Source organism: Polyangium fumosum (genome assembly GCF_005144585.1).
GTDB classification, from domain to species: domain Bacteria; phylum Myxococcota_A; class Polyangia; order Polyangiales; family Polyangiaceae; genus Polyangium; species Polyangium fumosum.
In genome coordinates, this window is the sequence record NZ_SSMQ01000032.1 from 78,335 (window position 1) to 90,458 (window position 12,124).

A 12,124-nucleotide genomic window follows, 5' to 3' on the forward strand; every position below is an offset into this window, starting at 1 on the left:
ACGCGACGATAGGAAGGGTGCGTCGGCGCACGAACGCGACGCATTAGCGTACGGCAAAGGCCTGACGCGGCCCTTACGAAACGACAGGACGATCGCCGTCAGGACTTCGCAGCGGCGAGCGCACGCCGGAGCCGCGGCGTCATGACGGTCGCGACCCGTGACGCGACGTCGAGCGCGACCTCGAGTTGCCGCGCAGCGTCGTCACGGCGGCCCCGGCGCAACGCCGAGAGCGCCCGCGCTTCGAGGACCTCGATCCGCTCCTGACCCACCGACGACCGCGCCGAACGCTCTTCGAGCTCGTCCCAGCGCTCGGCCGGTGCGTCGGTCGTGGCGAGCTCGACCATCGAGCAGAGGACCTCCTCGGAGGGCACCAGAATCTCGGTCCCCTGCGCCCGCCCCTCCACCTGCTCGGCGCGAATGGCCGCGACGATGGCCGCCGCCTCCGCCTCGTCGCCGCGGTAGGCGGCGAGGCGTGCCTGGAGCAGCCGGACGATCGCGGGGTGCGCGCCGATGTTCGGCTTCTTGAACAAGGCCGCGGCGGAGCGGATGTACGGCTCGGCTGCGGGGAGGTCGTCCATCAAATAGAGATATTCCCCGAGGTTATAGTACCCCACGAGCTCGATCGCCGTTTGCCCAATCTCCCGTCCAATGGCAATGGTTTGCTCGTAATCGGCAATGAGCCCGGCCCGATCGCCGCGGCAGGCCCGGACGAGCCCCCGGTTGGCGAGCGCTGCGCCGAGGTGGAGGAGGTCGGCGCGGACCTCGCAGCCCCGAATGACCTCGTCGAGGACCGCGGCCGCCTCTTCCAGCCGCCCGAGCCCCGGCAGGATGAACCCGAGCAAAAGGAGCGCGATCGTGCGCGTCTCGTAGCCCTCCTCCCCGAGCCGAGCCGCCTTCTCCGCGGCGGCCGAGAGCTCCGAGGCCGCCTCTTCATTATGATCGGCGCGGTGCGAGGACCGCCCGAGCCCGAGCAGGAGGCGCGCGTCGACCAGCGGCGACGTGCCCTCGACGTACCGCGCCTGCGCGGCGAGGACCCGCTCCTCGGCGCGCTTCACGTCGCCCATCCAGTCGAAGACAATGCCCTCGTCGAGCAAGAGCTCGACCTGCAAGAGGACATCCCCCGCGGCCTCGGCCTGGGCCCCGGCCGCCGCGAGCTCGGTGACCGCGTCCTCGTACCGACCCCGCTTGAACCGCGCGAGCCCACGCGCTCGCCGCGCCGCCGCGGTGAGCCCCGCGAGCAGCTCGTCGGCGCGGGCGAAGTACCGCTCGGCATCCTGGTAATTGCGCCGCGCGCTCGCCTGCTCGGCGCCGCGGATGTACATCGTGCCCGCCCGCTCGAGCAGGCCACCGCGCTCGAAGTGGCCCGCGAGGACGAGCGGATCGGCCTCGCCCGCGCGTTCGAGCCACTCGCCGGCGAGCCTGTGGCCAAGCGCCCGATCGTCGTCCGTGAGCAGCGCATACGCGCCCTCACGCAGGAGCGCGTGGCGGAACGCGTACTCCTCGTCCCCGGAAAAACGGCTCTCGCGGTGCCGCAGGCAGATCTCGCCGGCGACGAGCGCGGCGAGCGGATCGCTTTCCGGATCACCCTCGCCGACCATGTGCACGACGGCGCCGCGCCAGAAGACCTCGCCGAGGATGCTCGCGGCGCGCAGGGCCCGGCGCGCGCGGGGCTCGAGCCGTTCGAGGCGCGTCTGCACCATCGCGATGATCGTGCCCGGGAGGGATTCGCCGAGCGAGCCCTCGGAGGCGGCCCGGACGAGCTCTTCCAGGAAAAACGGGTGCCCCTCGGAGAGCGCCACGAGCCGCTCGACGAGCGGAGCGTCCGCCGTCTCGCCGAGGACCTTGCGCGCGAGGCGGGCGCTCGCCTTCACGGAGAGGTGCTTGAGCCGGATCTCCTGGCGGCCACACTCGACCCATAGCTGCGGGAAGACCTGATCGACCTCGGGGCGCGCCGTCGCGACGAGCAAGATGGGCTCGTCCGCGAGCTCGCGCAGCGCCGCTTCGAGCGCAGAGACGGAGGCGCGATCGCCCCAGTGCACGTCCTCGACGACGAGGAGCGCGGGGCGCTCGGCGCAAAGGGCGCGCAAGAAATCACGAAATGCGCGTCGTATCTGCTCGCCGCAGAGCTCGGGGTCCTGGCGCGCGGCGCGGAGCGGGAGGCTGTCTTCGTCGGGGAACGGGATGCCCGAGAGCTCGCCGAGGAACTCGGTCACGCGGCGCAGATCCCGCTTGGGGACGTGGCGCGCGACAAACGCCGCGAGGCGCTCGCGCCGCACCTCGATCGGCTCACCGCCCTTCACCTCGGCCGCACGCCAGAGCACGTCCGCGAGCAGGCCAAACGTGGAGCCCGCCCGCTGCAGATCCCCACGACCCCACAAGATCTCGACGGGCGCGGCCGCGCGCTTGCGTCGCTCGATGAACTCGTGGACGAGGCGTGATTTGCCGATGCCCGCCGAGCCCGTGATCACCACGGCGAGCGCCGCCGGTTCGTCCTCGGCGCTCGCGAAGCTCTGTTCGAGCAAGGTGAGCTCGTGCTCACGACCGACACACGGCGTGAGCTTGCCGAGCAGCGGGCGGAAGGCCTCGGCCGAGACACGCTCACCGCGCAGCTCGAAGCCGCCGGGCGCGAGGTCGACGATGTCGAAGCGCCTGTCGAGCAGGCCCGCCGTGGTCTCGTCGATCGCGACGTGCGGCCCAGGGATCGAGCCCTCCATGTGCAGGAGCCAGAGCGCTCGTTCGATCGCCTCACCGACCGGCAGGCCGCGCCCGAGCTCGCACCAACCGGTGGTCACAGCGATGGGTACCCCCGGAAAAAACTCGCGGAGCGCGAGCGCGCAGCGGGCGACCTGCGCGGCGATGTCCGTGGGCACGCTCGTGTGATCCAGGATCACGACGGCCGTTCCGTCCGCGAGCAGCTCGAGGTGCGCGCCGAACCGCGTGACCACCGAGCGCATCGTGTCGGGCGTGGAGACCGCGAGCGTCTTCGAGGTCGACGTGATGGGCGGCGCGGACGCGGGCGGGCCGAGCAGCACGACGCCGAGGAAGCGACGCTCGCGCTTGCCGAGCGAGCGCGGCGGCACGTCGTCGGGGTCGTCGTCGTCGAGGAGCGTCTCGGCTTCGAGGGCGCGGGCGAGCACGGCGCCGTCACGCGGCCGCCGCGTGGGCTCCTTCGAGAGCATGCGCGCGACGAGCTCGTCGAGCCACGGGGGCACGACGACGCCGAGCTCGAAGAGCCGCGGCGCCTCTTCGAAGATGACCTTCGCGAGCACCGCGACGAAGTGATCTCCCTGGAACGGCGGCCTGCCCGAGAGGCACTCGAAGAGCAGGCATCCGAGGGAGAACACGTCGGCCGAGGCATCGACGATGCCGCCGCTGCGCGCCTGCTCGGGCGCGATGTAGCTCGGCGTGCCCATCATCGTGCCGGTCGCGGTGATGCGGGCGCTGCCTCCGAAAAACGCGATCCCGAAATCGAGGATCTTCGGCGACTCGATTCGTCCTCCAACGAGGAAGACATTGCCGGGCTTGAGATCGCGGTGGACGATGCTCTGCGCGTGCGCGGCGCCGAGCGCGTCGGCCACGGCCGTGGCGAGCGTGATCGTCTCGGGGACCGTGAGGTGGGTCCGCGCGAGCCGGTGCGCGAGATCCTCGCCTTCGAGCCACTCCATCACCAGGAATGGCTGTCCGTCCGGCATCACGTCGTACGCCACGTAGCGGACGATGCCGGGGTGCGAGAGCCGCGCGAGGGCCCGGCCTTCGCGCTCGAAGCGCGCCACGGTCTCGGTCGACGTGTCGTTCAGGACCTTGGCGGCCACGACCTCGCCCGTGGAGAGATCAAAGGCGCGGTAGACCTGCCCCATGCCACCGCCGCCGACCTGGGCGTCGATGCGGAATCGCTGCGCGAGGACCTGCCCGACTCTCATCCGGAAGGCGGTTGGCGAAGTCCGTGGTTCGACGACGTCGAGGTCCAGTTTGCCCGCACCGTGACCAGCATACGCGTCGCCAGCACGCGAATCATCATCTCTACGCGGTCAAGACGAACGTCGCGCGCGCAGGGCCCATGTCCGGAAGCAGCCCCACGAGCCTCCCGTACCGTCCCGTCACCTTCTTGCCCGTCCCCCCGTTGACGGAGCGATGAACGGATTTATGGTTCGTTCACGCCTCGTGCCACCGGACCGGCGACGCCGACCGTGGCGAGGCGCTCTTTCCTGAAGTCCCAAGGAGTCCCACGATGACGACGCTCCGCGACGGGGCCCGCGTGCCCTCTTCTCCGTTTCCCGTGCTTCCGCTCCGCAACGGGGTGCTCTTTCCCGGCGCGGTGATCGCTCTCCCCATCGGCCGCGAGCGCTCGGTTTCGCTCGTTCGGACGCTGAGCAAAGGGGACGTGATCGGCGTCCTCACGCAAAAAGACCGCAACGTCGGCGACCCGTCCGAGGCTGATCTCTATCGCCTGGGGACGTTCGCCCGGGTCGTGGAGACGGGGAGGCTGCCGAGCGGCGACATGAAGCTCGTCATCGAGGGCGTGGGCCGCATGCGCCTCGATCGAATCGTGCGTCGCGACCCGTTCTGGCTCGCGGAGGGCGAGGTCGCCGCGGAGGGGAGCGAATCGAGCGAGGAGGCCAAGCTCTTCGCCCGCGCGCTCTTCGATCAGGTGCGCGAACTCGGCCGCGGAATCGAGAATTCGATCGATCCCTCGCTCGCCGAGGAGGAACCGGGCCTGTTCGCGGATCGGGTCTCGGCGCTGCTCGGGCTCACGTCGGACAAGGACATGCGCGTGCTCGAAGCGCTCGACGTGGTCGAGCGGCTGCGCATCGTAGCCGGCTTCGTCATCGAGCAGAAGTCGCTTTCCGAGGTGAAGCGCAAGATCGAGCAGGACGTGCGCCGCGAGATCGGCAATCACCAGCGCGAGGCGATCCTGCGCGAGCAGCTCCGGGCGATCAAAAAAGAGCTCGGCGACGAGAGCGAAGGCGACGAGACGGGCAAGCTGCGCGAGCGGCTCGACAAGGCGAATGTGCCGGACGAGGTGCGCGTGGTGGCCGATCGCGAGCTCAAGCGGCTCGAAGCGCTCTCGCCGCAGCAGGCCGAATACAACGTGATCCGGACGTACCTCGACTGGATCGCGGAGCTGCCCTGGAGCGAGCGGGCGGACGCGAAGGACGACATCGACGCGGTCGGCAAGAAGCTCGACGAGGACCATTACGGGCTCGGCGACGTGAAGCGCCGGATCCTGGAGCACATCGCGGTCCTCAAATTGAAGGGCACGGCGAAGGGCAGCATTCTTTGCCTCGCGGGCCCGCCCGGGGTCGGCAAGACCTCGATCGGGCAATCGATCGCGGACGCGACGGGCCGGCCGTTCGTGCGCATCGCGCTCGGCGGCGTGCGCGACGAGGCGGAGATCCGCGGGCACCGGCGGACGTATGTGGCGGCTTTGCCGGGACGGATCGTCCACGGGATGAAGAAGGCGAAGGTGAAGAACCCGGTCGTGCTGCTGGACGAGATCGACAAACTCGCGGTGGGCTGGGCCGGAAACCCCGAGGCGGCGCTGCTCGAGGTGCTGGATCCCGAACAAAACAAGACGTTCCAGGACCATTACCTGGAGCTGCCGTTCGACCTGTCCGAGGTGCTCTTCGTTTGCACGGCGAACGACCTCGGGACGCTGTCGGCGCCGCTCCGCGACCGGCTGGAGATCATCGAGGTGCCCGGATACACGCCGGACGAGAAGGCGCAGATCGCGCGGCGGCACCTGCTTCCGAAGCAGCTCGCGGCGCACGGGATTCCGGAGGGCACGTTGACGATCACGGACGACGCGCTGCGGGCCATCGTGCGCGATTACACGCGCGAGGCGGGCGTTCGTCAGCTCGAACGGGAGATCAAGAAGCTTTGCCGCGCGCTCTCGCTGGAGGTGGCGCGGGCGAAGGACGAAAAGCCGAACCTGCACGTGGAGGAGGGTGATCTCGGGAAATACCTCGGCAAGGTGAAGTTCTTCGCGGAGGTGGCGGAGCGGACGGCGTCGCCGGGCGTGGCCACGGGAATGGCGTGGACGCCGGTGGGCGGGGACATCCTGTTCATCGAGACGAGCCGGATGCCGGGTCGCGGCCGCGTGGAAATCACGGGGCAGCTCGGCGACGTGATGAAAGAATCGGCGAAGGCCGCGCTTTCGTACGTGAAGAGCCACGCGGCGGAGCTCGGCGTGGATGCGGCGAAGCTCGAAGAGGAGGACCTGCACATCCACGTGCCCGCGGGCGCCGTGCCCAAGGACGGGCCGAGCGCGGGCGTGACGATGTTCACGGCGCTGACGTCGCTGCTCTCGTCGCGGCGGGTGCGCAGCGACACGGCGATGACCGGCGAATGCACGCTGCGCGGGCGCGTGCTTCCGGTCGGCGGGATCAAGTCGAAGGTGATGGCGGCGCATCGGGCCGGCATCAAGCGGGTCATCCTGCCGCAAAAGAACGCGCGCGACGTGGAGGAAGTGCCGGAGGAGGTGCGGAGCGCGCTGACGTTCGTGTTCGCCGAGGACATGAGCCAGGTCATCCACGCAGCGCTGGAAGAGCGGCCGGCCGAGGAAGAGACCGTCCCGCTCGGCAGCGACGAGGCGTCGGCCGGCGGCGGCGCACAAGCGGTCCATTGAGGATCAACGCGCCGCAGCAAGGTGTAGGCGGATATCTGCCAAAATCCTGAGCTGCGGCGTGTCGCCACTTCTCCAGTCATTCCACGCATGCTACGGTCCCGCCCCACGGCTTTCACGCGGAGGAATGGCAATGATCTTATCGAAGCACGGGCGCACGCTCGCGGGGCTCTTTCTCACGGGCACGCTCGGTCTTTTGGGCTGCAAGGGAACGGTCGTCATCGGGGGCGGCGGCGACGACCCGCCCGGCCAGCCCGGCCCGGGTGGACCGGGCGGCGTCGTGAACCCCCCCCCCGTCTGCGGCTCCGAGCTGCACCTCATCGGCATCTACGAATCCCACGGCAATCACGGCGGCGGCGTCCATCCGGCCGGCGCCGCGTCGGTGCACGTCGAGCGGCAATCGAGCTCGATCCTGGTGCTCTCGTCGTACGAGCCGGTGCACTGGACCGTCACCGCGGCCGAGGGCGTCACGATCGAAAAGGTGATCCTGAACGGGTATCACGATCAAACGGCCGACGTGCCCGCGGGCGTGCCGGTCGAGATTCACGACGGGCCGGACGGCTCGCTCGGCGCGTACGCGTATGCGTGGCCGCACGCGGAGGGCGGCAGCGATACGCAGGGGCTCGTCGCGGCGGTGCAGAACGTGACGGGCCGCGCGCTGACCTCGTTCCACGGCTGCTACCAGGCCACGCAATTCACGCTGCACGACGATCTCCAGGCCGATTCGAGCTGTGCGGTCGAGCAAGGCTACACGCAGTCGAGCCACGTGGCCGAGAGCATGCTCGAATGCGACGACGAGCCGCCGGCCGCGGACCCGTGCGCCGGCAAGGACGACGTCGGGAATTACCAGTTCACGTTCTGCTCGGAAGAGCAAGGCGGCGGGGGATTCGTCCCGGGGCTCTCCTGCCAGCAGGCGCTCGAGAAGTGTTTGCTCAATACGAACCCGCCGCTCAGCAAGATCTGTCGCTTCAACGGCGAGGTCATCCACAAGACCGAGGTCGATCCCGGCGCCTGCGACGCGTATTGACGGGCATCCCATCGCTGACCCCACGATCCTTCGCCCCATCGTCGGCCAGCCTGCCGATTGATGCGCGCCGGGCTCGCCCGCCCGCAGCCCACAGAGGCGCTTCCCGTCCACACAACCGCTCGGCTCCGGGACCGACGTTCCGCGGGCGGGCTTTCATGCTGCGTCGCGGCGGTCGATGAGAAAAATCGTACGCAGCAGAGGCACATAGCCCACGCGCGGCCGCCATGGTAGAGGCCGGGCGTGAGTCCTGTCACCCCCCAGCTCCGCCGTCTCTATGCGACCACGTTGCCGTTCGGGATTGCGTGCGGCATCTCGATCGGGCTCACGGCGGTGCACCTGAACCGGGTGGGGTACTCGAAGGATTCGATCGGCTTTCTGGCCCTCTTCTTCGGCGCGGGGCTCGTGCTCTTCGCGCTCCCGGTCGGGGCGATCATTCGACGGTTTTCGGCCGAGCGCGTCCTCGCCGCGTCGCTCGTCGGGTACGCGGGCTGCCTCGCCGCCTTCCCGCACGCGCATACCTTCGCCTCGGTCGCGGGCGTGCGCTTCATCGACGGCCTGTTCACGATCGGCATATGGGTCAGCTCCGAGACGGTGCTGCTCGCGCAGGCACGGAAGGAGCACAAAGCCTATCTCACGACCCTGTACGCGATATGGCTCGCGAGCGGATACGTGGCCGGCCCGCTCATGGCGACGGGCATGGACCGGTTCGTCCCCGCGACCGTCTCGTTTGGTGTGGCCGCTCTGTTCGCGCTAAGCGCCGGTCTCTACGTCGCGCTGAAGATGCCGCCTGCGCCGCCGGTCGAGGGCGCGAGCACGGATGAGGAAACGCCAGGCGAAAAGAACTCGGAGCTCTCGGCCGCCACGATCCTGTGGCGCATCAAGACCTCGTGCTTCGCGTCGTTCTCGTACGGCTACTTCCAGGCGGCGGTGGTGATTTTCCTGCCGCTCTACCTCATCGAGTCGAAGGGAATCCCCGAGAACCGCACGATCGTGCTGCCGGGGCTCTTTTGTCTCGGAATGATGATCTTCTCGAACGTGGCGGGCCGGGTCGCGGACCGCGTGGGGCACCTGCTCGCGGTCCGCGTGCTCTCGTTCATCGGGCTCCTCTGCGTGCTCGGCTTCGTGTACGCCGACAACTACTGGCTCATGCTCGCCATCGTCTTCGGATCGGGCGGGTCGTTCGCGTCGATGTCCCCCATCGCGCTGGCCCTCACGGGCGTCATCGTGGAGCCACGCGATTACGGCCGTGCGAACTCGATTTACAATATGTTTTACGCGGCGGGCATCCTCTCGGGCCCGCTCGTGGCGAGCCAGATCTTCCAGCGTTTCGGCGGAATCGCGATGCTTTACCACCACGTGGCGATGTGGGCCGCGTTCGTGCTGTTCACGGTCATCTTCATGTACGACGATCCGGCGGCGCGGCGGCGAGCCCCAAAAGACGCTGACGACGCGGACCCGACGGGGCTGCCGGGCGGGGCCGCGGGGTAGCAGCCATTACGAGCCCGGCGTCGTTGCGCGGGGGAGCGCGGGCGCCGGAGCCTGCACGAGGCGCATCGACGGCAGCTTGCCGTACGTCGCAGCGCGCCACAGCCATTCGAGCGGACCATACCGGAAACGCGCGAGCCAGAACCGGCTCCAGAAGACCTGCACGGTGAAGATGACGACCGCAAGGCCGATCCCGGCGAGCGGCCCGACCTTCCCGAACCACGCGAATCCGTAACTATAAAACAGCGTGGTCGCGATCAAGCTCTGCGTGAGGTAATTGGTCAGCGGCATACGGCCGGGGCTCGCGAGGACGAGTAGCACGCGTTTGCCGCGCTCCGTCTGCAGCAGGAGCGCAATCGCCGCGATGTAGGCGACGCAGAGCAGGGGTCGGTTTACCTTGAACAGGAGGCCCGTGAGGAAACCACGCCAGGTCGGCCCTCCCGGCGGGGGCATCGGTTGAAACGCGATGAGCAGGGAAAACCCCACCGACGCGGCGATTCCGAGGCCCATGCAGGTCCAGAGGATCTTGCGGACCCGCGGGAGGTTTCCCGCGATGTCCTCGAGCAGCCGCTTCCTGCCGGCGTAAAACCCGAGCAGCATCGTGATGCTCACCGAGAAATACCACCAGATCATGCCGTGGCCGCGCCGGATCATGCCGTAGCCGATCGCGTAATTATCGAGGCGCGCCGCGATTTGCTCGACATAGGTCCCCGTCGAAAAGATCCGCATGTGCTCGTGCGCCTGCGCGACCCAGTAGGACCTCGGGTAAGGGGGCGCCTCGTGGAGGAGGAGCCCGAGCACGCTGCGTAGGCTCGGCGCGACGAGGGCAAACACGATGAGCCCGAGGACGAGCCGATCGGAGGCGCGACGCAAGGCGAGCAGCAAGAGCCCGAGGATCGCATACGTGTGCAGCACGTCCCCGTTCCAGAGGAGGATCGCGTGCGCCGCGCCGATCAGAAAGAGCACGGCGACACGTCGCAGGTAGAGCGGCGTGAGCCGCGCGCCGCTCGCCTCCGCGCGCTGCATCTGGATCGTCAGCCCGAGGCCGAACAAGAACGAGAAGATCGAGTTGGCCTTGCCCGCGAACAGGATGCTCGCCACGGTCTCGGCCGCCCGATCATACCAGCGCGGGAAATAATGCTCGTCGAGCGCGCCGATTCCGTCGGGCAGGCCGAAGCTCGGCATGTTCATCACGAGGATGCCGAACAGCGCGAACCCGCGGAGTACGTCGAGGAGCGGGTTGCGCTCCTCCGGGGGGATGGGCGTGAAGGACGGAGCGCTCTCCGTCCGGTCTTGCTCCTCTGCCATGGTGGGGCCTCCACCGAGGTAGAGGCTTCCCGAGGCGCGATGTGAACCAAAAAGCGCGCCCGGTCGCGAGGAAGCGCCGGCTGGCTCTCAGCTATGCTGGAACGCGGCTTGACCGCCGAGCACGCGCTCGGCCTCGGCCTCGTCGAGCAGGATGTAGCCGCCGCGCTCCTTGTCGTAGACGTGCACGTCGCCGGTCGCGACGTCGAACCACCAGCCGTGCAGGGTGATCGTGCCCGCGTCCACGCGCTTGCGGACGTCCGCGTAGGTCGCGACGTGCTCGAGCTGCTGGAGGACGTTGGCCTGCGAGAGGCGATCCACGGCCGGCAGCTCGGGCTTGATGAAGGGGGAGCGCTCGAGGCGCGGGAAGGCGGCCTCCCCGTGGGCGAGCCAGGCCTTCAGGTTCGGCACGGCGTTGTAGTTCTCGCGCCCGGCGAGGATGGCCTCCATGGCGCCGCAGCGGGAATGGCCGCAGACGACGATATGCTCGATCGGGAGCTTGGCCAGGCTGAACTCGATGGCCGAAGCCTCCGAGACGTCGCCCACGGAGATTCCGTCGGTGTTCGCAGGCGCGATCAGGTTGCCGACGCTCCGGACCACGAAGAGGTCCCCCGGATCGGTCGACACCATGAGGTTCGGGACGACACGGCTGTCCGCACAGGCGAAGAAGAGGACGTCGGGCTTCTGGCCCTGCCTCGCGAGTTTGTCGAAGAGCGGACGCAGGCCGGGGAGCTTGTTCTTACGAAAGTCGATGAGGCCGCTGAGCAACTTTTTCATCACCGCCGACGATAGCCCGGCCTCATTGGTGGGCAAACGAAATAGTTGGCAACGCAAACTATTTTCGTACGAGGTCGGGGGGGTGCGCCTCCTCCGCGAGGCAGGCCGCGAATCCCTCCCGGTAGGAAGGGTAATCGAGGGAAACCCGTAGGTTTCGTCGAATCTTCCCAGCGTCGATGCTGCGGTCGTTCCGGAGGGTCGGGGGCAGGTCGGCCCGGGGGACCTCCGCGGGCCGCGGGACGCCGAGCCGGGCGCAAAGCCAGTCGATGACCTCGGCCTGGGGGACGGGGGTGTCGTCGGCGACCACGAAGATCTCCCCTTTCGGGGCACGAGCGAGCGCGGCGAGGGCCAGGCGTGCGAGGTCTGCCACATGGATCCGGCTGATTACGCTTTGCCCGCCTTCGGCGATCTTGTGTTCGCCCCGCGCGAGCCGGACGTGAAGGCCACGGCCGGGACCATAGATCGCCGCCGCGCGGAGGACGACGCCGCCGGCCGCGCGCACGAGCGCCTCGGCCCGGAGGCGCGCGGCGGCGCGGGGTTCGCTGGGATCCACAGGGGTCTGCTCGTCGATCCGGCCGGCTGCGCTTCCATAGACGCCGGTCGAGGAGAGGTAGACCGCGGACGCCGCACGGGAGAGCAGAGGCAAGAGGGCAGCGTCGGTCGTGTCGTCGGGCGGGTAGGTAACGAGGACGCGGGTGTCCTCGCGGAGGAGGGGCGCGACGAGGTCCACGTCGAGGCGCGGCGCGAGGCGGACGTCGACGCCGAGCCGCGATAAGGAGGCGGCCCGCTCGGGGGAGCGCGTGGTGCCGATGACGCGGCTGCCCGCGGCGAGGGCGAGCTTGGCGGCGTGCGTTCCTGTAAAACCACAGCCGAGGAGGACGAGGGTGTCGGATGCTTTCACGATTCGC

General features: G+C 68.9%; 7 protein-coding genes. 3 read left to right on the forward strand and 4 right to left on the reverse strand.

What is annotated here, in order from left to right; all coding sequences use genetic code 11:
* Positions 1 to 98: 98 nt before the first annotated feature.
* Positions 99 to 3,920, reverse strand: a complete 3,822-nt coding sequence (locus E8A74_RS27615) for a serine/threonine-protein kinase (protein ID WP_136932069.1) — start codon at positions 3,918 to 3,920, stop codon at positions 99 to 101.
* 308 nt (positions 3,921 to 4,228) lie between these two features.
* Between E8A74_RS27615 and lon the strand changes: the two genes are divergently transcribed.
* The 3 genes from lon to E8A74_RS27630 all read left to right on the forward strand — a co-directional run bounded on the left by lon (position 4,229) and on the right by E8A74_RS27630 (position 9,137).
* A complete protein-coding gene (gene lon / locus E8A74_RS27620) occupies positions 4,229 to 6,625 on the forward strand; it encodes an endopeptidase La (RefSeq protein ID WP_136932070.1) in 2,397 nt (798 codons plus the stop codon).
* A gap of 130 nt (positions 6,626 to 6,755) precedes the next feature.
* Positions 6,756 to 7,649 carry a hypothetical protein gene (locus E8A74_RS27625; protein ID WP_136932071.1) on the forward strand — a complete coding sequence of 298 codons (894 nt, stop codon included), beginning with the start codon at positions 6,756 to 6,758 and terminating at the stop codon, positions 7,647 to 7,649.
* 240 nt (positions 7,650 to 7,889) lie between these two features.
* The gene (locus tag E8A74_RS27630) at positions 7,890 to 9,137 is read left to right on the forward strand and encodes an MFS transporter (RefSeq protein WP_136932072.1); all 1,248 of its coding nucleotides are present in this window, start codon (positions 7,890 to 7,892) and stop codon (positions 9,135 to 9,137) included.
* 6 nt (positions 9,138 to 9,143) lie between these two features.
* Here the strand turns inward: E8A74_RS27630 and E8A74_RS27635 are convergent, their stop codons facing one another.
* The 3 genes from E8A74_RS27635 to E8A74_RS27645 all read right to left on the reverse strand — a co-directional run bounded on the left by E8A74_RS27635 (position 9,144) and on the right by E8A74_RS27645 (position 12,117).
* A complete protein-coding gene (locus E8A74_RS27635) occupies positions 9,144 to 10,442 on the reverse strand; it encodes a DUF418 domain-containing protein (RefSeq protein WP_136932073.1) in 1,299 nt (432 codons plus the stop codon).
* 87 nt (positions 10,443 to 10,529) lie between these two features.
* Positions 10,530 to 11,216 carry a carbonic anhydrase gene (locus tag E8A74_RS27640; protein ID WP_136932074.1) on the reverse strand — a complete coding sequence of 229 codons (687 nt, stop codon included), beginning with the start codon at positions 11,214 to 11,216 and terminating at the stop codon, positions 10,530 to 10,532.
* A 58-nt stretch (positions 11,217 to 11,274) separates the two neighbouring features.
* Entirely contained in the window at positions 11,275 to 12,117 is an 843-nt protein-coding gene (locus tag E8A74_RS27645) for an NAD-dependent epimerase/dehydratase family protein (protein WP_232379772.1), read from the reverse strand.
* Positions 12,118 to 12,124 lie beyond the last annotated feature (7 nt).

Coding starts and splice junctions, on each gene's coding strand:
- E8A74_RS27635 (WP_136932073.1), bottom strand. CDS start 10,442: ATGGCAGAGGAGCAAGACCGGACGGAGAGCGCTCCGTCCTTCACGCCC.
- E8A74_RS27625 (WP_136932071.1), top strand. CDS start 6,756: ATGATCTTATCGAAGCACGGGCGCACGCTCGCGGGGCTCTTTCTCACG.
- lon (WP_136932070.1), top strand. CDS start 4,229: ATGACGACGCTCCGCGACGGGGCCCGCGTGCCCTCTTCTCCGTTTCCC.
- E8A74_RS27640 (WP_136932074.1), bottom strand. CDS start 11,216: ATGAAAAAGTTGCTCAGCGGCCTCATCGACTTTCGTAAGAACAAGCTC.
- E8A74_RS27615 (WP_136932069.1), bottom strand. CDS start 3,920: ATGAGAGTCGGGCAGGTCCTCGCGCAGCGATTCCGCATCGACGCCCAG.